The sequence below is a fragment of the Butyricicoccus pullicaecorum genome, assembly GCF_002160355.1.
Classification (GTDB): domain Bacteria; phylum Bacillota; class Clostridia; order Oscillospirales; family Butyricicoccaceae; genus Butyricicoccus; species Butyricicoccus pullicaecorum.
Genome location: NZ_NFKK01000006.1, coordinates 57,659 through 83,928, shown reverse-complemented (window position 1 = coordinate 83,928; position 26,270 = coordinate 57,659). Strand labels below are relative to the sequence as shown.

25 protein-coding genes are annotated in these 26,270 nt (G+C 58.2%); 19 read left to right on the top strand and 6 right to left on the bottom strand.

Going from position 1 to position 26,270, the window contains the following annotated elements; genetic code table 11:
- Positions 1-144: 144 nt before the first annotated feature.
- A complete protein-coding gene (iolG, locus tag B5F17_RS06975; protein ID WP_016149029.1) occupies positions 145-1,170 on the bottom strand; it encodes an inositol 2-dehydrogenase in 1,026 nt (341 codons plus the stop codon).
- Positions 1,171-1,471: 301 nt separating this feature from the next.
- Between iolG and B5F17_RS06970 the strand changes: the two genes are divergently transcribed.
- The 6 genes from B5F17_RS06970 to B5F17_RS06945 all read left to right on the top strand — a co-directional run bounded on the left by B5F17_RS06970 (position 1,472) and on the right by B5F17_RS06945 (position 10,098).
- Complete coding sequence (locus tag B5F17_RS06970) at positions 1,472-2,494, top strand: LacI family DNA-binding transcriptional regulator (protein WP_016149030.1); 1,023 nt, start codon at positions 1,472-1,474, stop codon at positions 2,492-2,494.
- Between the two features lie 216 nt (positions 2,495-2,710).
- Positions 2,711-4,282 carry a TolC family protein gene (locus B5F17_RS06965; protein WP_087372313.1) on the top strand — a complete coding sequence of 524 codons (1,572 nt, stop codon included), beginning with the start codon at positions 2,711-2,713 and terminating at the stop codon, positions 4,280-4,282.
- Positions 4,283-4,285: 3 nt separating this feature from the next.
- The gene (locus B5F17_RS06960) at positions 4,286-5,497 is read left to right on the top strand and encodes an efflux RND transporter periplasmic adaptor subunit (RefSeq protein ID WP_087372310.1); all 1,212 of its coding nucleotides are present in this window, start codon (positions 4,286-4,288) and stop codon (positions 5,495-5,497) included.
- Positions 5,494-8,613: an efflux RND transporter permease subunit gene (locus B5F17_RS06955; protein ID WP_087372306.1), complete on the top strand. Its 3,120-nt coding sequence runs from the start codon at positions 5,494-5,496 to the stop codon at positions 8,611-8,613. The genes B5F17_RS06960 and B5F17_RS06955 overlap by 4 nt, the downstream gene beginning before the upstream one ends.
- Position 8,614: 1 nt before the next feature.
- Complete coding sequence (locus B5F17_RS06950; protein WP_016149034.1) at positions 8,615-9,181, top strand: TetR/AcrR family transcriptional regulator; 567 nt, start codon at positions 8,615-8,617, stop codon at positions 9,179-9,181.
- A complete protein-coding gene (locus tag B5F17_RS06945) occupies positions 9,178-10,098 on the top strand; it encodes a phosphotransferase family protein (RefSeq protein WP_087372299.1) in 921 nt (306 codons plus the stop codon). The genes B5F17_RS06950 and B5F17_RS06945 overlap by 4 nt, the downstream gene beginning before the upstream one ends.
- Before the next feature lie 70 nt (positions 10,099-10,168).
- Here the strand turns inward: B5F17_RS06945 and B5F17_RS06940 are convergent, their stop codons facing one another.
- The 4 genes from B5F17_RS06940 to B5F17_RS06925 form a co-directional block, all read right to left on the bottom strand.
- Positions 10,169-10,612, bottom strand: a complete 444-nt coding sequence (locus B5F17_RS06940; protein WP_016149036.1) for a NifB/NifX family molybdenum-iron cluster-binding protein — start codon at positions 10,610-10,612, stop codon at positions 10,169-10,171.
- Between the two features lie 33 nt (positions 10,613-10,645).
- Positions 10,646-11,464, bottom strand: coding sequence for an Mrp/NBP35 family ATP-binding protein (locus B5F17_RS06935; protein WP_087372296.1), 819 nt, complete (start codon positions 11,462-11,464; stop codon positions 10,646-10,648).
- Positions 11,465-11,556: 92 nt separating this feature from the next.
- A complete protein-coding gene (locus B5F17_RS06930) occupies positions 11,557-12,060 on the bottom strand; it encodes a GNAT family N-acetyltransferase (protein WP_087372293.1) in 504 nt (167 codons plus the stop codon).
- Between the two features lie 42 nt (positions 12,061-12,102).
- Positions 12,103-12,489, bottom strand: coding sequence for a metal-dependent transcriptional regulator (locus B5F17_RS06925; protein WP_016149039.1), 387 nt, complete (start codon positions 12,487-12,489; stop codon positions 12,103-12,105).
- 189 nt (positions 12,490-12,678) lie between these two features.
- Here B5F17_RS06925 and B5F17_RS06920 point away from each other — a divergent pair, with 189 nt between their 5' ends.
- From B5F17_RS06920 to B5F17_RS06890, 7 genes are all read left to right on the top strand, one after another.
- Positions 12,679-12,891: a FeoA family protein gene (locus B5F17_RS06920; protein WP_016149040.1), complete on the top strand. Its 213-nt coding sequence runs from the start codon at positions 12,679-12,681 to the stop codon at positions 12,889-12,891.
- A gap of 52 nt (positions 12,892-12,943) precedes the next feature.
- On the top strand, positions 12,944-13,165 hold the full coding sequence (locus B5F17_RS06915; protein WP_016149041.1) for a FeoA family protein: 222 nt from the start codon (positions 12,944-12,946) through the stop codon (positions 13,163-13,165).
- Between the two features lie 141 nt (positions 13,166-13,306).
- Positions 13,307-15,436 (top strand): ferrous iron transport protein B, encoded by a 2,130-nt coding sequence (gene feoB / locus B5F17_RS06910; RefSeq protein ID WP_087372290.1) that lies wholly within the window; start codon positions 13,307-13,309, stop codon positions 15,434-15,436.
- 33 nt (positions 15,437-15,469) lie between these two features.
- Positions 15,470-15,631 carry a FeoB-associated Cys-rich membrane protein gene (locus B5F17_RS06905; RefSeq protein ID WP_087372287.1) on the top strand — a complete coding sequence of 54 codons (162 nt, stop codon included), beginning with the start codon at positions 15,470-15,472 and terminating at the stop codon, positions 15,629-15,631.
- A gap of 198 nt (positions 15,632-15,829) precedes the next feature.
- Positions 15,830-16,852 (top strand): peptidylprolyl isomerase, encoded by a 1,023-nt coding sequence (locus tag B5F17_RS06900; RefSeq protein WP_087372284.1) that lies wholly within the window; start codon positions 15,830-15,832, stop codon positions 16,850-16,852.
- Positions 16,853-16,885: 33 nt separating this feature from the next.
- Complete coding sequence (locus tag B5F17_RS06895; protein ID WP_087372281.1) at positions 16,886-17,581, top strand: AzlC family ABC transporter permease; 696 nt, start codon at positions 16,886-16,888, stop codon at positions 17,579-17,581.
- Positions 17,578-17,904: a branched-chain amino acid transport AzlD family protein gene (locus B5F17_RS06890; protein ID WP_016149046.1), complete on the top strand. Its 327-nt coding sequence runs from the start codon at positions 17,578-17,580 to the stop codon at positions 17,902-17,904. The genes B5F17_RS06895 and B5F17_RS06890 overlap by 4 nt, the downstream gene beginning before the upstream one ends.
- A 381-nt stretch (positions 17,905-18,285) precedes the next feature.
- Here B5F17_RS06890 and B5F17_RS06885 read toward each other — a convergent pair whose 3' ends face one another.
- Positions 18,286-18,993, bottom strand: coding sequence for a PHP domain-containing protein (locus B5F17_RS06885; RefSeq protein WP_016149047.1), 708 nt, complete (start codon positions 18,991-18,993; stop codon positions 18,286-18,288).
- A gap of 282 nt (positions 18,994-19,275) precedes the next feature.
- On the opposite strand from B5F17_RS06885, the gene B5F17_RS06880 reads away from it, so the two are divergent.
- The 6 genes from B5F17_RS06880 to B5F17_RS06855 all read left to right on the top strand — a co-directional run bounded on the left by B5F17_RS06880 (position 19,276) and on the right by B5F17_RS06855 (position 26,217).
- Complete coding sequence (locus tag B5F17_RS06880; protein ID WP_087372279.1) at positions 19,276-19,995, top strand: MgtC/SapB family protein; 720 nt, start codon at positions 19,276-19,278, stop codon at positions 19,993-19,995.
- 69 nt (positions 19,996-20,064) lie between these two features.
- A complete protein-coding gene (locus B5F17_RS06875; RefSeq protein ID WP_087372276.1) occupies positions 20,065-20,949 on the top strand; it encodes a PfkB family carbohydrate kinase in 885 nt (294 codons plus the stop codon).
- 91 nt (positions 20,950-21,040) lie between these two features.
- Positions 21,041-21,628 (top strand): inorganic diphosphatase, encoded by a 588-nt coding sequence (locus B5F17_RS06870; RefSeq protein WP_016149050.1) that lies wholly within the window; start codon positions 21,041-21,043, stop codon positions 21,626-21,628.
- 162 nt (positions 21,629-21,790) lie between these two features.
- Positions 21,791-22,237: a MarR family winged helix-turn-helix transcriptional regulator gene (locus tag B5F17_RS06865; RefSeq protein ID WP_087372274.1), complete on the top strand. Its 447-nt coding sequence runs from the start codon at positions 21,791-21,793 to the stop codon at positions 22,235-22,237.
- Positions 22,238-24,385 (top strand): ABC transporter ATP-binding protein, encoded by a 2,148-nt coding sequence (locus B5F17_RS06860; protein WP_087372272.1) that lies wholly within the window; start codon positions 22,238-22,240, stop codon positions 24,383-24,385.
- Positions 24,382-26,217, top strand: coding sequence for an ABC transporter ATP-binding protein (locus B5F17_RS06855; RefSeq protein ID WP_087372271.1), 1,836 nt, complete (start codon positions 24,382-24,384; stop codon positions 26,215-26,217). Before B5F17_RS06860 ends, B5F17_RS06855 begins: the two co-directional genes overlap by 4 nt.
- Positions 26,218-26,270: the final 53 nt, after the last annotated feature.

Here is a 26,270-nt window from a genome sequence, read left to right as displayed (position 1 = left end):
TCCTTTCTTGCTTATTCTGCATAATAGAGCCGCAGAAAGCAAGGTCGGTTCAAGAGAAATCAAAAAATTTTTCTCACACACGGATGAAAAAAAGCGCCGTCCCGAAGGACAGCGCTTTTAGATTGATGCACGGGAAAGGATCGATTACTGCGGAACCTTGACGTAAACGCCACCGTTGCGGCAGGACTCGGTAGCAGCCTGAGCCATGTAAACCGGGCGCAGACCGTCGATTGCACCAACGACAACCGGCTTGTCGTTAACAACCGAGTCAACGAAGTACTTGACCTGCTCGATGAACGCCTGGTTGTAGCGCTCGAGGAAGAACCACAGGGGCTTCTCGGAGTGCGCACCGTCAACGGTCATGATGGTAGCGGTGTTGAGCAGATCGTTGCCGTCGGAAGCCATACCCTTGGAGCCGAATACCTCGACGCGCTGGTCGTAGCCGTAAACAGCCTGACGGGAGTTGTTGATGACAGCGATGCAGCCGTTAGCCATCTTCATGGTAACAACAGCGGTGTCAACGTCCGGGATGCCGGACTCTTCCTGCAGCTTGGGGTTAACCAGGCAGGAACCAACAGCGGAGATCTCAACAGCCTCAGAACCGGTTACGTAGCGAACCATGTCGAAGTCGTGGATCATCATATCGTAGAAGATACCGCCGGAAACAGCAACGTAGGAAGCCGGGGGCGGCTCGGGGTCACGGGAAGAAACGATAACGATGTGGGGATCGCCGATCTTGCCGGACTTAACAGCGTCAGCAACAGCCTTATGGTTGTGGTCGAAGCGGCGGTTGAAGCCAACCTGGAACTTAACGCCCTTTTCCTCAACAGCAGCCATAACAGCCTTGATCTTGTCTACATCGTAGTCAACCGGCTTCTCGCAGAAAACGTGCTTGCCAGCGTTGACAGCAGCCAGGGAGATGACAGAGTGAGTGTCGGTGGAGGAGCAAACGAACACAGCGTCTACGTCCTTGTTGTTGATGACGTCCATGTAGTCAGCGGAAACGTTGGTGATGCCGCGAGCAGCACACCAGTCACGTGCGCCGGACTTGTCGATCATGGGGTCAGCAACAGCGATAACCTCAACGCCCGGAACAGCACCCATCAGGTTGTCGATGTGCAATTTGCCGATTCGGCCGCAGCCGACGACGCCAATGCGTAAATTTGCCATAATACATATCTCCTTTACACTTGTTCGAACGGGTTTGCACCCGAAATAAGAACAATTTAACGTACTGGATATATTATAAAACATGCATGGACGAGCGGCAAGTACGCATGGCTAATTTTAGCGATATGTATAAATGACAGCAATTCTTTTATGTATTTTGCGCAATTTTATGACGGTGATTGTGAGGGGAGTCGGTGTGCATTGTTCAAAACGTAAAAATCGATTGGGCATACTTGTGTGGGCGGGCACGCCGTGATAGGATGGTAACAGATGGAACACCGGCAAAGCAGGAGGAATGCCCATGAAAATCACATCGCAGATGATTGCCGACAAGTGCGGTGTATCGCGCGGCACGGTCGACCGCGTGGTCAATGGCCGTGCAAATGTTGCGCCCGAGGTGCGCGCGCGTGTGCAGCAGGCGATTGATGAACTGGGCTACCGCACCCCGGCACAGAGACGGCAGGCGCAGCCCGCACGGCATGGCACGACGATCGGGTTTGTGATTCCGGGTTGGGGCGACTATTATACCCGCCAGACGCGGCGGGGCATCCAGGCCGCCTTGCGGCGCATCGGTGACCCTAGCTTCCGGGTGGAAATTCGTGAGCTGACCGGACGGTCGAACCACGAGTATTGCACCTGCATCAACGCGCTGGAAGAGTCCAAAATTGCCGGACTGGTGCTCAACGCAGCCGATACCATGCCCATGGCACAGGAGATCGACCGCCTGACCGCAATGGGTATCCCGGTCGTGACCTGTAATTCCGACGTGCCCGACTCGGCGCGCGTGTGCCACATCGGTCAGGATCTGGTCAAATCCGGCCGCGTGGCCGCCGGACTGCTGGTTCCCATGCTGGCAGGCGGCGACGTGCTGATCGTGTGCGGCAACCGTGAGTTCACCGCCCACCGCCTGCGCGTCGACGGCTTTCTGGAACGTTTGTATGAGCTTGAGGGTGACATCGGTCATGCCCACGTCATCGAGTGTATCGAGCGCTATGACCTGACCTACGACGGCGTACTGCGCGAGGTGCGCCGCAATCCGCGCCTGCGCGCCATTTATATGGCGAACGAGAGCGTCAAGGGCTGCATGGATGCTCTGGCGCGTGCGCGCGCGCCCCAGCCCATCCACGTCGTGTGCAACGACCTGACCCCGTACGCCCGGGAGTACCTGGCCGATGGACGGGTGGACTTCATTGTCGATCAGGACTTTTCCGGACAGGCACGGCGCGCGGTCGAGGTGCTCTACGAGCTTCTGGCACGCCGCAGAAAACCAACCGAGACCATCATGCACGTGCGTACCAGTATTATTTCGCGTGAGCTGCTGTAATTTGATGGAAAGGCCGCCGATCGGGGCGGTCTTTTTTGCCTTTCCTACCGCATATAAAAAGAGAGCGCAGAAGTTTTGTGTCTTTTGTGTGAACATGGACACCGTTTCGATTGACGGCGCACAGCGGGTTGGCGTATAATAAAAACGATATCCGACCGACTGGTCGGTCGGGGGATTTTAGCATTCACTTGTGAGGAAAGTGAGAGAGGACGATTTATGAAAAAACAACTTTGCGCGGCAGCGCTGGCCGGTACGATGCTTGTCGGCCCGGCGGCACAGGCAGCGTGGGCAGATAGTCAGATTCCGGCATGGCTCGACCCGAATGCGGGTGCGGTGACCGTGCCCACCGGCCAGACCGCGCAGACGACCACAGGGTCTGTATCCGGCAACCAGATCCCGTCCTGGCTGGACCCGAACGCGAGTGCCGTCACCACGCCGACCGCACCGACGACCACGACGACCACCACACCGAACAGCTCGACCACAAACGACTATTACCATATTCCGGGCACCGGTCAGGCACCGGGCACGCCGGGTACCGTGACCACCAACACAGGCGACGTTTACCCGACCTACTGGCTGGGCTTTTCGGCCGAGGAGGCGACCTATTACCTCCAGCAGCAAGACCCTGAGATCGCAAACGCTGAAATGCTGTATTATAATCAGATCGAGGAGCTGGTGCGCAACCAGAACAAGACGGTCTTAGCCAACCGCGAGACGCTGGCGAGCATCGAGGCGGTCGATCTGGACGCGGCCATCGACGACATGGAAGCCGCGATTGACGGCATGGAGCAGGCCATTGCAGGCATGCAGCAGCTGGCAAACAGCGTGTCGTCCTCGCTGACCACGGTCGACCCGACCGTGCAGAACGGTGCGGCAACGGTCACGGTGGGCAGCGCAACCGTTGTTCTGCTGCAAAACAATATTGCCCAGATGCAGACCCAGCTCGCACAGCTGGAATCCCAGCTGGAAGAACTGGAAAACACCGACTATGAACCCTACGAAAAGCAGTTCGAGTCGATCGAAAACCAGCTGGTCATGGCGGCACAGGCGACCTATGCCGGTCTGATGACCATTCAGCAGAACTATATCGTCACCGTCCAGCAGTCCGACCTGACCAACGTGACCTATAACGAGATGCAAACCCGTTTCCAGCTCGGTCAGATCTCGCAGCAGCAGCTCGACCAGGCGCGTCTGGCCAAGACCCAGACCGACAGCGCCATTCAGAGCCTGTACCTGACCCTGCGCAACGCCAAGGAAGACCTGAGCGTCATGCTCGGCCGCGAGCCGTCGCGCAGCTACATGCTGGACACCATTCCGGCTGTCACGCCCGATATGCTGGCGCTTTTAGACCTGGACGCCGACATGGAGCGCGGCAAAGAAAAGAGCTATGACATCTACGCCGCAGAGCAGGCAGTTGAGGAGGCCGAAGACCTCGACCGCGACACCGACGGACGCGAGGAGCAGATTCGCGCAGCTGAGTACAAGCTGGAGTCGGCAGAGGACAACTTCGAGCAGAACTTCACCAAGCTGTTCCGCGCGGTTTATGAGAAGAACCGCCTGCTGTCGGTCGCTTACGAGGCGTTTGAATACCAGAATGAGGTCACGCAGACCGAAAAACTCAAGTACGACCTGGGAACCATCTCGCGCAATACCTATATTCAGGCGCAGGTCAATCAGGCGGTCGCAGAGTCCAACGTAAAACTCGCACAGATCGACCTGTTCTCGGCCTACATGCAGTATCAGTGGGCATGCGAGGGCGTTTTGACCACCACAGGAGGAATGTAATACATGAACGCAAGACGATTTACGGCTGGCCTGCTGGCCTGCCTGACCCTGTTTGGCCTGAGCGCCTGCGGCGGTGACAGCGAGCAGGCCGCAGAGACCGCACAGGTCGAGGAGCAGGGTACGGCGGTCGAGACCCAGACGGTCGAGCGCACCGACCTTGCCAATGAGAACATGGTGTCCGGTCAGGTCATCGCGGACTCTGCGGTGTCCATCGTCCCCACCATCGCCGGCACCGTGCAGAGCCTGCCGGTCAAGGCGGGTGATACGGTCAAGGCCGGTCAGCTGCTCTTTCAGATCGATACCAGCCAGATTACCAGCTCTTACGCCTCTTTGCAGGAGAGCTATAACGCCACCCAGCAGCTGACCAACGAGGCTATTCAGAACGCACAGAAGGCGCTGCCCATCGCGCAGAGCGCGGTTACCACAGCGCAGACCAACTACGACAACACCCTGACCCTCTTTAACGTCGGCGCGGCCTCGCAGGTCGAGCTCGATCAGGCCAGAATGCAGCTCGATCAGGCCAATAACCAGCTCGAGCAGGCGCGCTCGGCGGTTTCGCAGGCGCGTGCCAGCCAGAAGGCACAGCTCGCGCAGATCGAGTCGTCGCTCAATCAGATTCGCACGCAGGCGGCTGCCGGTACGGTCACCGCCCCCTGTGACGGTCTGATTACCGCGGTCAATATTGTTGAGGGCGGCATGGCGGCACAGTCCGGCCCGGCCGTGGTCATCGCAGAGGGCGGACGCACCCGCATTTCGGTGCAGGTGTCCGAGAGCCTGCTCGGCCAGCTCAAGGTGGGCGACAGCGCACAGGTGACCGTCTCTGCGGTCTCCGACGAACCGTTTACCGCCACCATCGCGACCATCGCCCCGGCGGCCAACGCCCAGACCGCACTCTATGAAGTGCGCCTGTACACCCCGGCTGACGTGACCTACCCCATCGGCGCGTTCGCCGACGTGACGTTCTACACCAACCGCCGACCGGATGCGGTCACCGTGCCCTCGGATGCCATCCTGACTGACGGCGCCGAACAGTACGTCTTTGTGGTGGAAAACGACACGGCAAAGAAGGTCACGGTACAGACCGGCGTGGTCGGTGACGGCGTGACCGAGATTACCGGCGGTCTGACCGGTGGTGAGACACTGGTAACCAAGGGTCAGAGCTATCTGTCCGACGGCGCAGCCGTCCGCGTGGTTTCCGGGGAGGATACACCATGAATATCGCAGACTTTTGTCTGAAACATAAGGTCACAACCATCATGGCCTATGTGCTGATCGTCGTGTTCGGCATCATGGGCTTTACCTCGCTGCCGCTCGCCCTGATGCCTGATATCGAGCTGCCCATGGCGGTCGTGTACACGACCTACTCGAACGCAGGCCCGCAGGAGGTCGAGAACATGGTCACCAAGACCATCGAGTCGGCGTGCGCGAGCGTGTCGGGTATGGACGAGATTCAGTCGCTCTCGTCCGAGGGCTCGTCCATGGTCATGGTCACCTTTGCCGACGGCACCGATATGGACGAGGCCATGGTCGACCTGCGTGACCGCATTGACCGCGTCAAGGGCTTTTTGCCCGAGGATGCCGACGCGCCCATGACCATGACCATCGATGTCGATGCCATGCCGGTCGTGACCGTCGGTCTCAAGGGCGCAGACCTTGCCGAATTACAGGCCATCGCGGAAGATGACATCCAGCCCGCCCTCGAGCGCATCGACGGCGTGGCTTCGGTCGATATCGCGGGCGGCTACGAAAACGAGATCGCCATTGACACCGATGCCGACCGCTTGGCAGGCTACGGCCTGTCGGTGTCGTACATTGCACAGATGCTGGCGGCTGAGAACGTCGCGCTGCCAGCAGGCGAAGTGCAGTCGGGCGATCAGAGCTTCTCGGTGCGCGCGGACGGTGAATTCAGCTCGGTCAGCGACATTGCAAACACCCTGATTCTGCTGCCGACCGGCGGCACCGTGCGCCTGAGCGAGGTTGCAGACGTCTACGTCGCACCCAAGGAGCAGACCGCCATCGCCAAGATCGGCGGTGAACCCTGTATCACGATCTCGGTCAATAAGCAGTCGGACACCAACACCTTGCAGGTGGCCGAGCGTGCCAAGGAGGCACTGAACGAAGTGACCGCGCTCCAGCCTACGCTGGACTGGTCGCTGCTCATGGACCAGAGTGACATGATTAACATGACCGTCGACTCGGTTGTCCAGAACATCGTCTTTGGCGTGCTGCTCGCAGCCATCGTGCTGTTTGTCTTTCTGCGTGATCTGGGCGCAACCGCGGTCATTTCGGTGTCCATGCCCATCTGTATCATCTCGGTTTTCCTCATCATGCAGGTGTTTGACATCACCATGAACATGATGTCGCTCGGCGGCATCGCCATGGGCGTCGGCATGATCGTGGATAACTCGATCGTCGTACTGGAAAACATCTTTCACTACCGGTCGGACGGCTGTGACCGCTTTGTTTCGTGTGTTGAGGGCACCAAGGAGGTCGCGCTGTCCATCTCGGCATCCACCCTCACAACGGTTGCCGTTTTCCTGCCCATCGGCCTGTCCGGCGGTCTGTCGGGCATGATGTTCCGCGAGTTCTGCATCACCATCTGTTCGCTGCTGCTCGCGTCCCTGCTCATCGCCCTGACACTGGTTCCCGTCCTGTGTTACGCACTGCTCGACCGCGGCGGCAAACACAGAATGCGCATGCCGGATACCGGGCATGATATTGCAGACCGGCCGCTCATGCGCAAGTACAAAGAACTGCTTGCCCACTTTATCACCCACCGCAAGAAAGCGATCATCATTTCGGGTGCCATGATCGTGGCCTTTCTGGGCTCGATCGCCATTGCAGGCGTGGAACTCATGCCGCAGATGGACGAGAGCATGGTAGCGATCGGCGTTGAAATGCCGGTCGGCTCCGACCTTGAGGACGTGTCGGCCATGGCCGACCGCGCCGTAGATATCGCGCTTGAGCAGGTGCCCGAGATCGAGAGCATCTATTACTCGACCGGCGGCGCGTCCATGAGCACAACGTCCACGGCAAACAGTGCGTCCATCACGGTCAATCTGGTCGATAAGAGCGACCGTGACCGCACATCACAGCAGGTTGCCGACGATCTCAGACCGTACATGCAGGATCTGGCAGGTGCCGAGATCTCGGTTGAGGCATCGGGCACGATGGATATGTCGTCCATGACCGGCGACGCCATTTCGGTGACGCTGCGCGGCGACGACTATGATAAACTGTCCCAGACCGCCGAGCAGCTGGCAGGTCAGCTTGCTGCATTGCCGGGTGCCATCGAGGTTTCGTCCTCAGCGTCCGAGCAGGTGCCCGAGGTCGAGATTACGCTTAATCGCGCCAACGCATCGCGGTTCGGACTGACAGCCGCAACCATCGGCCAGGCCGTGCGTGGTGAGCTGTCCGGTCAGACGGCCACCCAGCTCAAGGTCAACGGCGAGGAGATCACGGTCACCGTGCGCGGTGACAGCCGCGCCGAGACCAGCATTGACGCACTCAAGAGCGTCATGATTCCCACCCAGACCGGCGGTTCGGTGCCGCTGTCGCTGGTGGCGAACGTCGATACTGTACTCGCACCCCAGAGCATCAACCGTCTGAACCAGAGCCGTACGGTCACCATCACGGGCGGCGCAGCCGATAACGTGTCGACCGCCGAGATGAGCCAGGCAGTACAGGGCGTTCTGGATACCTTTGAACTGCCCGACGGCATCACCTACGAGACCGGCGGCGAGATGGAAGAGATGATCAACACTTTCACCCAGCTGGCTTATGCGCTGGTCGTCGCACTGGGACTGGTATACTTCGTCCTTGCCAGCCAGTTTGAGTCCTTCGTCATGCCGGTCATCATCATGACCATCCTGCCTATCGGTCTGCTGGGCTCGCTCTTCACCCTGCCGCTGACCGGCAACAAGATTTCCATGGTGGCCTTCATCGGCGTCATCATGCTGGCCGGTACGGTGGTCAACTCGTCCATCGTCCTCATTGACTACATGAACATCCGCCGCAAGCGCGGCGAGGATAAGGACACTGCAATCCTGAACGCCTGCCCGCGCCGTGTGCGTCCGGTTCTGATGACCACGCTCACCACCGTCCTCGGCCTGCTGCCCATGGTATTCTCCAATGGCGAGGGCGCTGAGATGATGCGGCCGATGGCGATTGTTATGATTACCGGTATGGTGGTGTCCACCATCGTAACGCTGCTATTTACCCCGGTTTATTATTCGCTCATTGACAGCCTTATTGAGCATGTCCGGACGCGCAGCGCAGAGCGTCATGCCCGCCGGCTGGCGCGAGATACTAACCAGACAAAGGAGATCTGACATGACCGAGGAGAAAAATGATATCCGCGGCCGTCGTCGGCAGGCGATCTTAGCCGCAGCGGCCGAGGAATTCTGCCGCAACGGCTTTGAACACGCCCGGATGGATGCCATTGCCGTGCGCGCAGGCATCGGAAAATCGACAATCTATGAATACTTTCCCTCCAAAAACGCCCTGCTGACCGCGGTTGGCGAACAGATGGCCGAGCGCGTGTTTGTCGAGCTCTCGGGCATTCTGCACAGCAATATTGCGTTTCGGGATAAGATGATCAGCTACATGCGTTTTCTGACCAGCGTGCTGGCACAGATGGGGCAGAAACTGCTGATTTTGTTCCGGGAAGACAGCTCGATGACCTTTTTCGAGGAGATGTCCCACCAGTATGCCGAACAGCAGTATGAACTGCTCGAGGCCGAGGTGGTGCGCGCACAGCAGGCAGGCGAACTGCGGGCGGATATTGACCCGATCGTCGTCGCTACCCTGCTGGCATCGCTGACTTCGACCATGTTCAAGGCACGCGAGGTACCGCTCGAGTCGCTGGTAGACGTGCTGATGCGGGGGATGGGTGCATGACGATTGGAGCGAATGAACGCGCATGGCTGCGCACCTTCCCGGAAACCGCGCATTGGCGCAAGGTACTGCCCGTGCGGGGCGGCTACGGCAGCGACCGCAAGTACGAGGTCTGGACGCGCAGCGGGGAACACCTGCTGCTGCGCGTAGCCGACGAGCGGGAAACCCGGCGCAAGTACGCCGAGTTTGCCTTTATTCAGCGCTGTCAGGCGCTGGGCTTTCCCATGCCGCGCCCGGTGGACTGTGGCCTGCACGTGGGCAAGGTATACGAACTTTTGACCTGGGTGGAGGGTGAACCGCTGACCCAGGAGCTCATCGGCATGCCCGAGGAGGAACAGTATCGTCTGGGACAGGAGGCAGGCCGCGCGCTTGCCGCCATTCACAGCGTACTGCTCGAGCCGGGTGAGCGCCGCGAGGCCGACGGCGAAGTCGAAGCGCGCAAGCGCATGGTCTTCCGCTATCTGGCCAGCCGTCACCGCATGGCGGGCGACGACGCGACGGTCATGTTTGTGGCAAAACACGTCGCCTATCCCAAGCGACTGGCCGGTCTGCACGGTGATTTTCACATCGGCAACCTGCTGCTCACAGCGGGCGGCAAGCTGGCGGTCATGGACTTCGACCGCCGGCAGGTCGGTGACCGCTGGCAGGATTTTCAGCGTGCGCAGACCTTCTCGGTGCCGCGCTCGACCGCCTTTGTCAACGGGCAGATTCACGCCTATTTCATGGGCGACCCGCCGCAGGAATTCTGGGAGGCCTTCGCCTACGAGGCGGCATACGGTGCCATCCGTCAGATTGTGTGGGCAGAATCGCTGGGCGCGAATGCTATCGAGCAGATGCAGATGAGCTACGCCCGCGCGGCGCGTGACTTCCGCGGCTTTACGCCCTGTGAGCCGCCGCGATGGTACGTGCCTGCACGGTAAAAGAGCGAATTTACGCAAAAGAAAAAGCCGAATCCAACCGGATTCGGCTTTTTGCGTCTTAAAAACAGATTTACTTGACCTCGGGCAGGTCGAGCTTGTCCAGATCGACCTTGATCGGGCCGCAGCCTGCGCACTTGGAACAGTCGTGCATGCAGGCCATCGGGTCGTCGGGGTCTTCCTCGCGGCACATGCGCAGCACGGTGTCGTCGCCCTGCTTTTCGCCGACCAGGAACTTGGCAGCGGCTTCCTCTGCCGAGCCGGTGACACCGGGGACGAGCAGAACGCCCAGCATTTCCAGCGCGTTGCGCGATGCGATGCCCAGCTGGCCGCAGATGAGCACGTCAACGGCGTAGTGGCCGACAAAGCTGAGCAGACGGATGTGACCCTCACCCGGGCAGTCAACCAGCTCCTTGGCGGTGGGCTGACCGTTTTCCGCGGTGACGATCAAAAACTGCTGACAGACGCCGAGATCGGAAGCGACCACGCCGTCCGCGTAAGCGATGGCAATTTTCATAACGGATATCCTTTCTGCATGGAAAACCTGAAATTAGAGCAGCTTTTCCAGCATAGCGGTTGCGCCCTGGAGCGACTCGGGCAGCTTGGCATCCTCGATGCAGCCAGCGTCGACTGCCTCAGCCAGCTTGGGATCGATGGGCAGCTTTGCCAGTACCGGCACGCCGTACTGTGCAGCGACTTCCTCGACACGGCTCTTGCCAAAGACCTCGATGTGCCCCCCGCAGTCGGGGCACTCGATGTAGCTGTAGTTTTCGATGACACCCAGTACCGGAATGTTCATCATCTGCGCCATCTTGACCGCCTTGCCCACGATCATGGAAACCAGATCCTGCGGCGAGGTCATGACGATGATGCCGTCGATGGGCAGCGACTGGAACACGGTCAGCGGTACGTCGCCGGTTCCGGGAGGCATGTCGACGAACATAAAGTCTACATCCTGCCAGATGACGTCGGACCAGAACTGCTTGACGGTTTCTGCGATGATGGGGCCGCGGTAGATCACCGGGTCATCGGCGTGGGGCAGCAGGAAGTTAATGGAAATCATGTCGATACCGGTCGACGAGGTCTTGGGGTAAATACCCTCCTCGCAGCCCTCAAGCTCACCCGAGAGGCCAAAGGCCTTGGGGATGGAAGGACCGGTGATGTCAGCGTCCAGAATGGCGCTGTGGTAACCGCGGCGGGTCATGGAGACCGCCAGCATGGACGTAACCAGCGACTTGCCGACGCCGCCCTTACCCGAAACAACGCCGATCACCTTGCGGACGGTGGACAGCTTGTTGGGGGCAACCTGCAGGCTTTTGGGCTCGCTGCAGTTCGAAGAACAGGATTCGCAGTTGTGCGAACAACCCATAGTAAACAACTCCTAACGGTTTTAATGATTGTAGATAGAACTATTATACTGCACCTTTTGTCGATTATCAATGCGAAAGTGCACAGAACGGCTCAGATGCCGAATTCCGGAGCGTACTGCATGACTCCGGACAGGACAGGCGCGTCCGGGCGCAGCCGGATGGCCATAAAATTTTCGTCCGGCACGTCAAAGGGTGCACGGATACCGAGCGCACGCGCGGGCTGATATCCAAACCGCGGGTAATAGGTTTCGCTGCCCAGTACGACTGACCAGTCATAACCACGCGCGGCGATCAGTCGATGGCCTTCGCGCACGAGTGCCGAGCCGATGCCCTGACGCTGGCAGTCGGGATGGACGGCCAGGGGCGCGAGCGCCGCGACCGGATGGCTGCCGACCGTGGCGGGAGAAAACAGAATATGTCCCACGATCTGGTCGTCCTGCACGGCGACCAGAGAAAGTGCACAGTGACCGCCGGCGCGCAGGGCGTCGACCAGATCTTGTTCGGTGCCGTCGCTGTGCGCTGCACTGGCAAACGCGAGCGTCACCAGCTGGTGAATGGCTGGCAGATCGGCAGGGGTTTCGGGACGGATCAACATAAAAATATCCTCCTGTGCGTTGAGATAAGAAAACCGCCCGGATTATTCGGGGCGGTTTTGGCGGCTGTTGCGCTCGGCGTGGTCGCGGATGCGCGCAAAGGTTTCCTCGCTGAGGATGTGTTCGATTTTGCAGGCATCCTGTTCGGCGATGTCGTGCGGGACACCGATTGTCGTCAGGTATTCGGTCAGCAGGGTGTGACGCTCGTAGATCTTGTCGGCGATCTCGCGTCCCTGCTCGGTCAGCTCAATCAGACCGTGGGGTTTTACGATGATATAACCGTTTTCACGCAGACGCTTCATCGCGGTGGATACACTGGGTTTGGAGAAACCCAGATCGGTTGCGATATCGATCGAACGCACCGAACCGTTTCGGAGCGTCAGCCGCAGGATGGTTTCCAGATAGTCCTCGGCGGATTTTTGGATGCGCAAGGTTTTGGCCCTCCATTCCGTAGCATCCCTTCCGGGAAAAGTCTTCTCATATATGGTAGCATATTATACGCAAATTTGCAATTTTTTCAGTCCGATCTATTGACAGAATAAGTTAGTTATGGTAAACTGTGCATTGCAAAGGTTAGAAAGGACTAACTTATAATGGATACAGAAAAGGAGAACGCGCTTATGCCGCTTACATTCGCAAAGCCGGGACATACCGGTGTGATCCAGCGCATCCTGGGTAAGGATGAAGCACGCCGTCATCTGGAGTCGCTTGGGTTCGTGGTTGGTGCCGCGGTATCCGTGGTCGCAGAACGCGGCGGTAACCTGATCCTGCAAATCCGCGACAGCCGCGTCGCACTCGACCGTGCAACCGCGTCGCGCATCTTAATCAGTTAAGTTTTTTTACAAATTTCGCATACGATCACAAAGCTAAGGAGGGGAAAACACGATGAAGAGCCTGGAACAGGTAAAGCCGGGTGAGACGGTATCGGTCGTCCGTCTGCATGGCGAGGGCCCGATCAAGCGCCGCATCATGGACATGGGTATCACCAAGGGTGTGACCGTCTTTGTCCGCAAGGTCGCGCCGCTCGGCGATCCCATGGAAATCACCGTACGCGGCTACGAGCTGTCTCTGCGTAAGGCAGACTGCGCCGCCATCGAAGTACAGTAACATCGTTTTCCTCTATAACGCCCATCGGATGCAGCCCGCTCTGTGCGGCTGCCTCTTTTTGCGGCATGGGTTAGCAGAGGGAAACAATTAGAGAAAACAAACCAAAAGCGTTAACATGAAACAATGAGGGAGGTTTCAGCTATGGGGATGAAAATCGCGCTGGCGGGCAACCCGAACTGTGGCAAGACCACACTGTTCAATGCCCTGACCGGTGCAAGTCAGCACGTCGGCAACTGGCCCGGCGTCACCGTTGAAAAAAAGGAAGGCAAGCTGCGCGGTCACGGAGACGTGATCATTCAGGACTTGCCGGGCGTTTATTCGCTTTCGCCGTACACGCTTGAGGAGGTTGTAACCCGTGACTATCTGGTCACTGAGCAGCCCGACGCGATTCTGAACATTATCGACGCGTCCAACTTGGAGCGCAACCTGTACCTGACCACCCAGCTCATGGAACTGGGCCTGCCGGTCGTCATCGCGCTCAATATGATGGACGTGGTACGCCGTCAGGGCGGTTCCATCCAGTCGAGCGCACTGTCGCAGGCACTGGGCGTGCCGGTCATCGAGATCAGCGCACTCAAGGGCGAAAAGTGCGTCGAGGCTGCGCTGGAAGCCGTGCGTGCGGCAAAGAGCCGTCAGGCGGCAAAGCCGGTCACCTTCGGCAAGGACATCGAACACGCACTGGAGCAGATCGGCACGCAGGTGAGCGGCCACTGTCAGCCGTCGCATAACCGCTGGTACGCCGTCAAGCTGTTCGAGCGCGACGCGCGCACCGAACTGCCGCTCGGCCAGATGGCAAAGGACACCATCGAGGCGTACATCAAGACCGTAGAGGACGCGCAGGACGACGATGCCGAGAGCATCATCACCAACGCCCGCTACGAGTGCGCAGCCAAGCTGGCACATGCCGCCGGTCGCGAGGGCAAGGCGCATAAGCTGACCGGCAGCGACAAGATCGACCAGATCGTCACCAACCGCTGGCTCGGTTTCCCGATCTTCGTGGGCATTATGTTCCTGGTTTACTATCTGTCCATCTCCACCGTTGGCACCATGATGACCGACTGGGTCAACGATGTGCTGTTCGGTGAGATCATTCCGCCTGCTGTTGAGGGCTGGCTGGCCGCAGCTGCAACCCCGGAATGGCTGAACGGTCTGGTGCTCGACGGCATCGTCGCCGGTGTCGGCTCGGTTCTGGGCTTCCTGCCGCAGATGATGGTACTCTTCCTGTGCCTGGCGTTCCTCGAGGACTGCGGCTATATGGCGCGTATCGCCTTCCTGATGGACCGTATTTTCCGTCGTTTCGGCCTGTCCGGCAAGTCGTTCATTCCCATGCTCATCGGCACGGGCTGCGGCGTACCCGGCATCATGGCTTCCCGTACCATCGAAAACCAGCGTGACCGCCGCATGACGGTCATCACTACGACCTTTATCCCGTGCTCGGCTAAGCTGCCGGTCATCGCGCTCATCGCGGGCGCACTTTTCGGCGGTGCATGGTGGGTCGGCCCGTCGGCATACTTCGTCGGCGTCGCAGCCATCATCTGCTCGGGCATCATTCTCAAGAAGACCCGCTTGTTTGTCGGTGATCCCGCTCCGTTTGTTATGGAGCTGCCTGCATACCACTGGCCCAGCCTCAAGGGCGTGCTGCGCCACATGTGGGAGCGTGCTGTTGCCTTCATCAAGAAGGCCGGAACGGTCATTTTTCTGGCAGTTACCCTCATCTGGTTCCTCCAGACCTTTAACTTCCGTCTGGAAATGGTTGAACAGAATGAGTCCATCCTGGCATCCATCGGCAACGTGCTCGCACCCATCTTCGCACCGCTCGGCTGGGGCGATTGGCGTGCAGCGGTCGCAGCCATCAGCGGCCTGATCGCAAAGGAAAACGTCGTCGGTACGCTGGGCGTGCTGTTCGGCTTTGCCGAGGTCGCCGAGGACGGCGTAGAAATCTGGGGCACCATGCAGCAGGTATTCACGCCGGTTGCGGCTTACTCCTTCCTGGTCTTCAATCTCCTGTGCGCACCCTGCTTTGCTGCGATCGGCGCAGTCCGTCGTGAGCTGGGCGGCAAGTGGACGCTGATCGCTGTCGGTTATCAGTGCCTGCTCGCGTACATGGTCTCTCTGTGTATTTATCAGTTCGGCGCACTGCTGACCGGCGCGGCTTCGTTCGGTGTCGGCACAGTCGCTGCGATCATCATTCTGGTCGTCTTCCTGTACCTGCTGTTCCGTCCGCAGCCCAAGGCAGAAGCCAAGCTGCGCCGCGCAGCCGTCAAGGCATAAGGGAAGCCCGACCGGGGAAAGGCGGTTTCTGTTATGAATTTACCAACCATTCTCATCGTTTTGGTGCTCGTCATCGCGGTCGTGCTGGCCGTGCGCAGCGTCATCAAGGATAAGAAGAAGGGCGGTTGTTCGGGCTGCTCGGGCGGCTGCTCCTGTTCCGGCGGCCATTCCCATGGCGGCGGATGCTGCCACTAACCCTTGACCCACTTTGATTCCCTTTTTATATTCTCATGACTCCGTTAGGGCCGGTACCGTATTGGTGCCGGTCCTGACACTTTTTCCGGGAGGATCGCGTAGCGCAATGATAAAAGGTTGTGAAATGGGCGAAAAGTTGGTATAATAAAAGATAACTTGCATCCGAGAATCAACCGGAGAGAGAGGAGCTATACCAAGATGAAGAGAACTTTTTGGAAACGAGCAGCAGCCGGCGTGCTGGCAGCTGTGATGGCACTGAGCCTGACCGCATGCGGCGGTAAAGAGACCGTAGAGGCGGCAAGCGAGGAAGAGAAGAACGCGGTCGTGCTGACCGTAGACGGCGTGGACTTCACCGCGGAGGAGTACGCGGTCTCGTTCTTATATAATCAGAACCGCTTGGACAGCATGCTGTCGATGTACGGCCAGCAGACTTCGGCGGACGTGACCGACGAGGCCGACCGTCAGACGTACAGCGATAACATTGCCACCTTGGCAAAGCAGCAGCTGACCTACATGGCCGTGTGCGAAAAGCAGATGGAGGCGCAGGGCCTGACCGTTGAGGACAGCGAGATCGATGCACAGATGGCCGAGTTTGAGGAGCAGATGGGCGGTGCCGATCAGGTCGACGAGTACCTCAAGAGCGTCGGTCTGACCCGCGAGCAGTACGGCAATCTGGCACGCCTGAACGTCATGATCAGCAAGCTGCGTGCAGCATATCTGGAAGCCAACCCGAACGCTGCCCGCGAGCGCTTTGACCAGACCTATATGCGCTGCAAGCACGTTCTGATTAAGACTGTCGATGGCGAGAAGAAAGAGCTGCCCGATCAGGACGCGCTCAAGGCTAAGGCTGAGGAAGTTGCTTCCCGTGCCAAGGCAGGCGAGGACTTTGACGCACTGATCAAGGAGTATAACGAAGACCCCGGCATGGAGAGCAGCCCGGACGGCTACGTCTTCACCGAGGGTGAGATGGTCGACGCGTTCTATCAGGGTACCAAGGCACTGGAAGTCGGCGGTATTTCCGACCCGATCAAGTCGAGCTATGGCTGGCACATCATCCAGCGCCTGCCGCTGCGCGATGAGGACTTCACCGCAAAGCAGGCAACCGTAGAGGAAGCACTGTTCTCTGAGCAGGCCGAGGCCTGGCAGCAGGCAGCTGAGGTCACGGAGGGCGATAAGCTGTCCGAGATCAATCTGGATACGGCCAAGAGCTACGTGCAGTAACCCGCGTTCGGACGCGCAGAGGAGGGGGACAGCATGAAGCGTAAGGCGTTCCGTGCGGCGCTGCCGTACACCATACCAATCTGTGTGGGCTTTCTGTTTTTGGGGATGTCCTACGGGTTTCTGATGAAGAGCCAGGGCTTTTCGGTGATTTATCCGATGCTTATGAGCCTGTTCATCTTTGCAGGTTCGATGGAGTTTGTCACCGTGAGCCTGCTCCTGTCAGCGTTTCAGCCCTTCCACGCCTTTGTTCTGGCGCTCATGGTCAACGCGAGACACCTGTTTTACGGCATTTCCATGCTGGAAAAGTTCAAAAATACCGGATGGAAGAAATTTTATCTGATTTTCGGCATGTGCGACGAGTCGTTCACCATCAACTGCACGGTCGAACCGCCTGAGGGCGTCGACCGGGGCTGGTTTATGTTCTTTGTCACCCTGCTCAACCATCTGTACTGGGTGGGCGGGGCGACCTTGGGCGCACTGCTGGGCTGTGTCGTCCAGTTTGACACGACCGGACTGGAATTTGTGATGACCGCGCTGTTTGTGGTCATGTTTATCGGCCAATGGGAGCAGAACCCCGACCACAGACCGGCACTGACCGGCCTGGGCTGTTCGCTTCTGTGCCTGCTGATATTCGGCGCATCGTCCTTCATCCTGCCCGCCATGGCACTCATTATCCTGTGCTTTACCCTGACCCGTCCCAAGACCACGCGGAAGGAGGCAGCCGGATGACGACGACACAGAGTATTCTGACCGTTCTGGCTGTCGTGCTGGGCACGATGGCAACCCGTTTTCTGCCCTTTCTGATCTTTCCCGAGGGCAAAAAACCACCGGCATTTATCAGCTATCTCGGTACCGTCCTGCCTTACGCCGTCATCGGCCTTCTGGTCGTGTACTGCTTGAAAGATGCCGTGTTCACTAATTTGCACGGCCTGCCTGAACTGATCGCGATCGCGTTCATCGTGGCGCTGCATAAGTGGAAGCATAATACCTTGCTCAGTATCGCCGCAGGTACCGTGCTGTATATGGCACTCGTGCAGACCGTGTTTGCCTGAAAATCCTACATAGCGAAAAGGAAAATCGGATCTAATTGAAGCTTTCGCTCACCTTGCGGAACCAGAAAAGGCCCCTGTGGGGCGTTTTCCCGCAAGGCTGTGGCCGACTTGTTCGGCCAAGGCCCTAACACGCGGGCACCGTTGCCCTGAGTCGCCCGTCGCAACGGGCGAAATCCCCCTTTTGATTCCCGGTGTTCGGCCCGGGAATCAATGAACTCTCGTTTCCCATCGCCATCCGCAGATGGCGAAACCCCTTTGCTTCCCGACATCCACCCCGGAAAGCAAACAAAACGACCCCAAAACAAAAAAACACCCAGCTCCACACATGGAGCCGGGCAAACAGACAGAGGGATGCAGCTGCATCCCTCTATTTTTTTGCGCTTATCGATCGGAATTGCCATCCTGTGCCGGAATGATACGCTCAAAGGAACCCGAGCGCAGCAGCGTGGCGAAAGCAGTCGCATTCGGCGGCAGGATACGGCTCTGAATGCCGCTCAGACCAACGTCCTCCAGACGGTGACAGTCCGAACCGGCGGTCTGAATAAAGCCGGGACCCTGCGCGTCGGCCAGCGCCTGCGCGAGATCGTTGTGGTTGTGGTGCATGTGACGGGGATTTGCATTGTATACCTCAATGCCGTCGAGGAAGCAGGGCGCAAGCGGTACACAGGTCTTGCGGAAGGGGTGCGCCTGAATAAAGACCGCACCGGACTTGCGTGCAATGTCGGAGAAGGCAACCGCGCCCATGGACATGATCTCGTGCGGATGGGCCAGCATGGCCGGGTCAAAGCCGTAGAACAGATAGTCGTTGTCGTTCTCGTAGAAGCGCAGCTCTGCGCCTAAGTAGACCGTCATATTGTACGCCGCCGCAGCCTCGGCCAGCCTCTGGTAGCCCTCGGTAAAGCGCGGCATGACATCGGCGGGATCTTTGGGATCAATGCCCATGTAGACCCAGGTGTCGGGGTTGTAGTGGTCGGTGACCGCGATGGCATGGTATCCAGCCTCGTGGTACAGACGGGCGAGTTCCTCGGCGTCCAGCCAGCCGCATTTGCTGACCTGCCGGGTGTGCAGATGGGGTTCGATTTTGTACATAACAAACGGTCCTTTCACAACGATATCGATACGCGCAGAAGTGTTCGTGAAACGGGAGAATAAATTCCCAGCCTATTTTAGCTGATTTTACAAAAAATAGCAAGTAAATCTGTTTGATACGCCATAATGTAGAAAATATTGAAAGAAGTTTATGCAAAATGGAAGTGATTCAACCTTTGCGAAATGGTATAGTTATGGTACTATATGTAGTATAACACGGGCGATGAAAGCGATTGCATATTGGCTTTCGCGTCGATTTTTACAGAAAGGGAGTTGCCGTATATGGATGCTGGCGAGGCAAGTGTCGTATTGGAAGAAATCAGTTATTTTGAAGCGGTTCTGCGCATGCTGTGTGCGATGCTGGTCGGCATCGTCGTAGGCGTCGAGCGCGGACGCAACCACCGTCCGGCGGGCATGCGTACGCACATGCTGGTCGCGCTGGGCGCGTGCGTCACCATGGTGGTCAGCAACTTCCTGTTCGTTGAGTTCCGACCGCTGGGCGCAACCCCTGACCCGGCTCGTCTGGGTGCACAGGTCGTATCCGGCGTGGGCTTTCTGGGTGCAGGTACGATCATGCGCGAGGGTCTGTCGGTTAAAGGTCTAACCACGGCTGCAAGTATCTGGGCGGTCGCCTGTCTGGGACTTGCCGCAGGTGCGGGCTACTACGCCATCGCCCTGACCGGTGCGGCGGCGGTGTACGCGACGCTGACCGTCTTTGAGGTCGTCCAGCGCAAGATGAACGTCACCCGTCACGCCACGCTCGCACTCGATCTGGAGTGTAAAGACCTGTCCGGTGTCATGCACGACCTCAACCGTTTTTCCGTGCAGCAGAACGCCACGCTCTCGCACGTGCAGTTCGACGAGACCGAAGAGCGGGGCGTGTATCACCTGACCGCGATCGCGGTCTTCCGGGGAGCCAATCCACAGGCCGATCAAGCGGTATTTTTGGAGAAACTGGGCGGAAATCTCAACGTCAAAAAGCTGGAAACCACACAGTATTGACCTGTGCGGACATAGAGAACAAGAGAAGCGGGCCGGGCCGGGACGCGGTCTGGAGGAAAGGAGCAAGCGATGCACAAGCACTATGACACCTTGGTTGTTGGACCGATTTCCCTCGACCAGAATATCGACTATCAGGACTTTGAGCGCCGTGAGGTGGGCGGTGCGATCGTACAGTCGGGTTTTGCCGCAGCACACAGCGGCAACGTGACCGCAATTTTCACCAAACTCAATCCCAAGGATGCCGATCCGGACGCTGTCTTTGCCGGTACGGGCGCGGATATTTTCTGGAAGCCGTCGGCTGAGACCTGTTCCATCCGCAATAAATATTTTACCGCCGATAAGGAGCGCCGCGACTGCCGCTCGATGGGCAAGTGCGATCCGTTCACCTTTGAGGAGCTGCCCGAGGTCGAGACCAGCATCTACCACTTTGCCGGTCTGGTCTACGGCGATTTTGACGGTGAGCTGTTCCGAAAGGCACACGCGACCGGTGCAAAGGTTGCGGTCGATGTGCAGTGCATGCTGCGCCACGTCGAGGACGACAAGAGCATGCAGTTCCACGACTGGGCGGACAAACTGACTTACTTACCCGAGATCGACTTCCTCAAGACCGACGCCGCCGAGGCTGCCATTCTGACCGGTCTGGACGACCGCGCCGCGGCTGCGCGCCAGCTGCACGCGTGGGGGGCCAAGGAAGTTATGGTTACCCACAACACCGAGGTGCTGATCTACGACGGCACGCAGATTTATACCTGCCCGATCGTCGCACGCAACCTGTCCGGCCGTACCGGCCGCGGTGACACCTGCTTTGCCGGCTACATCACCGAGCGCCTGCGCGCCGATGTGCCGACCGCTTTGCAGTACGCTGCCGCACTGGTGTCGCTCAAGATGGAGACGCCCGGCCCGTTTAAGGGAACCCGCGAAGATGTTATGGCATATATCAAAGAAATGTATTAAAATAAAGAGAGGGTCTCTCGACCCTGCATGCGCCTCCGGAGGACTGCGGAGGCGCGCGCTTTTTTACAGACACAGAAAGGGGACAAGCGATATGAATATTTGGCACGACATCGACCCAACCCTGGTTCAGCCCGACAGCTTCACCGCGGTCATTGAGATTCCGGCGGGCAGCAAGAAAAAGTATGAACTGGACAAGCGCACGGGACTGATGCGTCTCGATCGCATTCTGCACACATCCACCCACTACCCGGCAAACTACGGTTTTATCCCGCGTACCTATGCCGACGACGGCGACCCGCTGGACGTTCTGGTTCTGTGCTCGGAGACCCTCGACCCGTCCATTATGGTACAGTGCTACCCGGTTGGCGTTGTGCGCATGGTAGATAACGGCGCGTGTGACGACAAGATCATCGCGGTCTGTGAGCACGACCCGACCTGGAACTTCTACCGCGAGTATGACGACCTGCCGCCCCATATCGGCAACGAGTTTGCACACTTTTTCGAGGTCTACAAGCAGCTCGAAGGCCGCCGCACGGCGATCTCCGAGGTATATGGCCGCCGCGCAGCCGAGCAGATCGTCGCCGAGTGCATGGAGCGTTACCTCGTGCACTTTTGCGGCAAACGACCCGAGCTCGACCGCCATTTGCAGAAGGACGAAACGCCCGAGGCCAACGTCTGAGGACAAGTCCATACCACGCTTAAAACTGTCTAAAACCCGGACGCACTTGCGTCCGGGTTTTATGATGTTCCATAAAAATGCTGATGCAGCCTTGTGAATAGTTGACAAAAGAAACTGTTGATTTTATAATAGCTAACAGCATTAGCAAAAGGAGGGAAAGCGTTGCAGACAGACGAGCAGATCATGCAGATTTTCCAGGATTTGCGGGAAATCTATCAGACAGCCAGACAGCACAACGCCGAGACCATCAATCAGGGCGAAAAACAGGTGCTGCACTACCTGTGCCAGACCGGCGGACAGGCGCAGCCGGGTGAGATCAGCCGCGCCATGCACATTTCGACCGCGCGCGTGGCGGCGATCGTGGGCAGCCTTGCACGCAAGGGGCAGATTGTCCGCGAGCCGCTCGGCAGTGACCGTCGCTGCGTGCAGATTCGGTTGACCGAGGCCGGAAGAGAACGCGTCGCGGCCATTTATGCGCATATGGGCGAGCAAATGACGTATATTTTACAGGCACTCGGACCCGAGGACGCCGCAGAGTTCTGCCGCATCCTGCACCGCCTGCCCGGCATCCTGGCACAATTCAACGAACCATCGAAAGGAGACCTTTAAATGCTGCACATATTCGGCTACCTGAAACGGTCGTGGAAGTCGGTCGTGCTCATTTTCATGCTGCTGATCTTCCAGGCCAGCTGCGACCTGACCTTGCCGCAGTTTACGTCCAATCTGGTCGATATCGGCATCCAGCAGAACGGCATCGCGCACGCCGCGCCTGCCGAGATGCGGGACACGACCATGGAAGACCTCAGCCTGTTTTTGACCGACGAGGAGCAAGCGCTCGTGTCATCCTGCTATGAACAGTCGGGTGACCGCTGGGTGCGCACGACCGACGATGAAAAGACCTTGGAGCAGCTGGACGAGGCAATGTCCATGCCCATGGTCATGCTGGATACCATCCAGTCGTCCGATCAGATCGACCGCGATGCGCTGTACGCGCGTCTGGAGTCGGGTGAAATCACCCGCGAACACCTGCTGGGCGCAGAGAGCCAGATGGAAAGCCAGCTGTCCGGCATGGGCGGCTCGACCATCACCCAGAAGGCCATTCTGTTCACGCAGAAAGAGTATGAAGCACTGGGCTACGACCTGCACGAAATGCAGATGAACTACCTGCTCACGACCGGCGGCAAAATGCTGGCGCTGTCGCTCGGCATGGTCGCAGCTGCCATTCTGGTCGGCCTGATCGCCTCGCGCACGGCGGCAGAACTCGCCATGCACCTGCGTGAAAGCCTGTTTACCCGCGTTGTCTCGTTCGGCAACGAGGAGATGACCAAGTTTTCCACCGCGTCGCTCATCACGCGCTCGACCAACGACATCCAACAGGTGCAAATGGTCATCGTCATGCTGCTGCGCATCGTGCTCTATGCTCCGATTTTGGGACTGGGCGGCATCTTCCGCGTCATGCGCACCGAGACCAGCATGGCATGGATTATCGCGGTCGCCGTCGGTGCGGTCATGTGTCTGGTTGCCGTTCTGATGGGCGTTGCGCTGCCGCGCTTTAAGAAGATGCAGACCCTCATCGATAACCTCAACCTGGTTGCCCGTGAGATTTTGACCGGCCTGCCGGTTATCCGTGCGTTCAGCCGCGAAAAGCACGAGGAAGAGCGCTTTGACGGGGCGAATATCGCCCTGACGCGCACCCAGCTGGTCACCAACCGCGTTATGACCTTTATGATGCCGTGCATGATGCTGATTATGAACGTGGTCACGGTTGCGATCGTCTGGTTTGGCGCACATGGCGTAGATCTCGGCAACATGCAGGTCGGTGATATGATGGCGTTTATCACCTATACCATGCAGATCATCATGTCCTTCCTGATGATTTCCATGATTTCCATTATGCTGCCCCGTGCAGGCGTTGCCGCCGACCGTATCAACGAGGTGCTCACCACCGAACCGCGCATCCGCGATAAGGCAAAGGTCGAGGATGATAAGCTGACCAACTGCCGCGGTGAGGTTGTCTTTGATGACGTATCCTTCCGCTATCCGGATGCCGATGCCGACGTGCTCGAGCATATTTCCTTCACCGCAAAGCCCGGACAGACCACCGCAATCATCGGCTCGACCGGTGCGGGTAAGTCCTCGCTGTTAAACCTCATTCCGCGTTTCTTCGACGTAAGCTACGGACGCATCACCATTGACGGTATTGATATCCGTAATTTGTCGCTGCATAAGCTGCACGAGGTGCTGGGCTACGTTCCGCAGAAGGGCGTGCTGTTCTCGGGTGATATCGAATCCAACCTGAAGTTTGGCGGTGCGGATATCTCGGACGCCCAGATGGAACAGGCTGCCGAGATCGCTCAGGCGACCGAGTTCATCGAGAGCAAACCCGACCGCTACCAGACCCCCATCGCACAGGGCGGTACCAACGTGTCGGGCGGTCAGAAACAGCGCCTGTCCATCGCCCGCGCGATTGCCAAGAATCCGAAAATCTACCTGTTCGACGACTCGTTCTCGGCACTGGACTATAAGACCGATGCCGCACTGCGCCGTGCGCTGTCCGAGCGCGTACACGATGCGACCACGATCATCGTCGCACAGCGTATTTCGACCATCCTGCACGCCGAACAGATCATCGTCCTCGACGAGGGCAAGGTAGCAGGCATCGGCACCCATGAAGAGCTGATGAAGACGTGTGCGACTTATCAGGAAATCGCACGGTCGCAGCTGTCGGAAAAGGAGTTAGGAGGGATGAACGCATGAGTCAGAGACCGATGAGAGGGCCGATGCGCGGCGGTCATGGTATGATGCCGGGCGAGAAGGCCAAGGACTTTAAGGGCAGCACACTGCGTTTGCTGTCCTACATGGGAAAGTTTAGGTTTGCTCTGATCGGCGTTCTGCTGTTCGCTGTGGGCAGTACCTTGTTTCACGTCGTCGGCCCGAAGATTCTGGGTCAGGCGACCACCGAACTGTTTTCCGGCCTGGTTGCCAAGGTGCAGGGCACGGGAAGCATCAATTTCGGAAAGATCGGTACCATTTTGCTCCTGCTGCTCGGTCTGTATCTGCTCAGCGCCCTGTTTTCCTTCATTCAGGGTTGGATTATGACCGGCGTGACCCAGCGCCTGTGCTATCGCCTGCGCCGGGATATCTCGGAGAAGATTCACCGCATGCCGATGAAGTACTTTGAGTCCAAAACGGTCGGTGAAGTGCTCTCGCGCATCACAAACGATATCGATACGCTGGGTCAGAGCCTCAACCAGTCGGTCACCCAGCTCATCACCTCGGTGACCACCATCATCGGCGTTATCATCATGATGCTGTCCATCAATACCATCATGACCGGTGTGACCATCGTCATCCTGCCGGTGTCTATGGTGCTGGTCATGGTCGTGGTCAAGCACTCGCAGAAGTACTTCCGCGCACAGCAGGCTTTCCTCGGCACCATCAACGGACAGGTCGAGGAGACCTACTCCGGCCATAACGTCGTGCGTGCCTTCAACCGTGAGCAGGCCGTGCTCGACGAGTTCCGCGAGACCAACAAGAAATTATATCAGTCGGCGTGGAAGTCGCAGTTTTTCTCCGGCCTCATGCAGCCCATCATGCAGTTTATCGGCAACCTGGGCTATGTTGCCGTGACCGTGCTCGGCGCGATTCTGGCCGCTGCCGGTACCATCCAGGTCGGTGATATCCAGTCCTTTATCCAGTACGTGCGCAACTTCACCCAGCCCATCACCCAGATGGCACAGGTGTCCAATATGCTTCAGTCCATGGCCGCAGCTGCCGAGCGCGTCTTTGAGTTCCTCGCAGAGGAAGAGGAAGACCAGCTCGCAGAAAGTCCGGTTCCGGCTTCGTCTATTCAGGGACAGGTCACCTTCGACCACGTCCGCTTCGGCTATGACCCCAATAAGATCATCATTGGCGACTTCTCCGCAACCGTCGAACCCGGCCAGACGGTCGCTATCGTTGGCCCGACCGGTGCGGGCAAGACCACCATGGTCAAACTGCTCATGCGCTTCTATGACGTGCAGAGCGGTGCCATCCGCATCGACGGTCACGACGTGCGCGACTTCAACCGCAGCCAGCTGCGCGAGGCATTCGGCATGGTCTTGCAGGATACTTGGCTGTTTAAGGGTACGATCATGGAGAATATCCGCTATGGCAGACTGGACGCAACCGATGAGGAAGTCATCGCTGCTGCCAAGGCTGCACACGTTCACCACTTCATCCAGACCCTGCCCGGCGGCTATCAGATGGAGCTGAGCGAGGATGCATCCAATATTTCTCAGGGTCAGCGCCAGCTGCTCACCATCGCCCGTGCAATTCTGGCTGATAATAAGATCATGATTCTGGATGAGGCGACGTCGAGCGTCGATACCCGTACCGAACAGCTCATCCAGAAGGCAATGAATAACCTGATGAAGGGCAGAACCAGCTTTGTTATCGCTCATCGACTGTCTACCATCAAGGATGCAGACTTGATTCTGGTCATGAAGGACGGCGATATTATCGAACAGGGTAATCATCAGACCTTGCTCGAGAAGAATGGATTCTATGCGACATTGTATAATAGCCAGTTTGAGGACGTGTCTGCCTAAAGCACCGCAGCCAATATGGAAGCTTTCGCCAGCCTTTCTCGAAAGGCTGCGGG

What these genes read in the sequence shown, in the direction of transcription:
- iolG (WP_016149029.1), bottom strand. Translation starts at nt 1,170, where the DNA reads ATGGCAAATTTACGCATTGGCGTCGTCGGCTGCGGCCGAATCGGCAAA.
- B5F17_RS06970 (WP_016149030.1), top strand. Translation starts at nt 1,472, where the DNA reads ATGAAAATCACATCGCAGATGATTGCCGACAAGTGCGGTGTATCGCGC.
- B5F17_RS06965 (WP_087372313.1), top strand. Translation starts at nt 2,711, where the DNA reads ATGAAAAAACAACTTTGCGCGGCAGCGCTGGCCGGTACGATGCTTGTC.
- B5F17_RS06960 (WP_087372310.1), top strand. Translation starts at nt 4,286, where the DNA reads ATGAACGCAAGACGATTTACGGCTGGCCTGCTGGCCTGCCTGACCCTG.
- B5F17_RS06955 (WP_087372306.1), top strand. Translation starts at nt 5,494, where the DNA reads ATGAATATCGCAGACTTTTGTCTGAAACATAAGGTCACAACCATCATG.
- B5F17_RS06950 (WP_016149034.1), top strand. Translation starts at nt 8,615, where the DNA reads ATGACCGAGGAGAAAAATGATATCCGCGGCCGTCGTCGGCAGGCGATC.
- B5F17_RS06945 (WP_087372299.1), top strand. Translation starts at nt 9,178, where the DNA reads ATGACGATTGGAGCGAATGAACGCGCATGGCTGCGCACCTTCCCGGAA.
- B5F17_RS06940 (WP_016149036.1), bottom strand. Translation starts at nt 10,612, where the DNA reads ATGAAAATTGCCATCGCTTACGCGGACGGCGTGGTCGCTTCCGATCTC.
- B5F17_RS06935 (WP_087372296.1), bottom strand. Translation starts at nt 11,464, where the DNA reads ATGGGTTGTTCGCACAACTGCGAATCCTGTTCTTCGAACTGCAGCGAG.
- B5F17_RS06930 (WP_087372293.1), bottom strand. Translation starts at nt 12,060, where the DNA reads ATGTTGATCCGTCCCGAAACCCCTGCCGATCTGCCAGCCATTCACCAG.
- B5F17_RS06920 (WP_016149040.1), top strand. Translation starts at nt 12,679, where the DNA reads ATGCCGCTTACATTCGCAAAGCCGGGACATACCGGTGTGATCCAGCGC.
- B5F17_RS06915 (WP_016149041.1), top strand. Translation starts at nt 12,944, where the DNA reads ATGAAGAGCCTGGAACAGGTAAAGCCGGGTGAGACGGTATCGGTCGTC.
- feoB (WP_087372290.1), top strand. Translation starts at nt 13,307, where the DNA reads ATGGGGATGAAAATCGCGCTGGCGGGCAACCCGAACTGTGGCAAGACC.
- B5F17_RS06905 (WP_087372287.1), top strand. Translation starts at nt 15,470, where the DNA reads ATGAATTTACCAACCATTCTCATCGTTTTGGTGCTCGTCATCGCGGTC.
- B5F17_RS06900 (WP_087372284.1), top strand. Translation starts at nt 15,830, where the DNA reads ATGAAGAGAACTTTTTGGAAACGAGCAGCAGCCGGCGTGCTGGCAGCT.
- B5F17_RS06895 (WP_087372281.1), top strand. Translation starts at nt 16,886, where the DNA reads ATGAAGCGTAAGGCGTTCCGTGCGGCGCTGCCGTACACCATACCAATC.
- B5F17_RS06890 (WP_016149046.1), top strand. Translation starts at nt 17,578, where the DNA reads ATGACGACGACACAGAGTATTCTGACCGTTCTGGCTGTCGTGCTGGGC.
- B5F17_RS06885 (WP_016149047.1), bottom strand. Translation starts at nt 18,993, where the DNA reads ATGTACAAAATCGAACCCCATCTGCACACCCGGCAGGTCAGCAAATGC.
- B5F17_RS06880 (WP_087372279.1), top strand. Translation starts at nt 19,276, where the DNA reads ATGGATGCTGGCGAGGCAAGTGTCGTATTGGAAGAAATCAGTTATTTT.
- B5F17_RS06875 (WP_087372276.1), top strand. Translation starts at nt 20,065, where the DNA reads ATGCACAAGCACTATGACACCTTGGTTGTTGGACCGATTTCCCTCGAC.
- B5F17_RS06870 (WP_016149050.1), top strand. Translation starts at nt 21,041, where the DNA reads ATGAATATTTGGCACGACATCGACCCAACCCTGGTTCAGCCCGACAGC.
- B5F17_RS06860 (WP_087372272.1), top strand. Translation starts at nt 22,238, where the DNA reads ATGCTGCACATATTCGGCTACCTGAAACGGTCGTGGAAGTCGGTCGTG.
- B5F17_RS06855 (WP_087372271.1), top strand. Translation starts at nt 24,382, where the DNA reads ATGAGTCAGAGACCGATGAGAGGGCCGATGCGCGGCGGTCATGGTATG.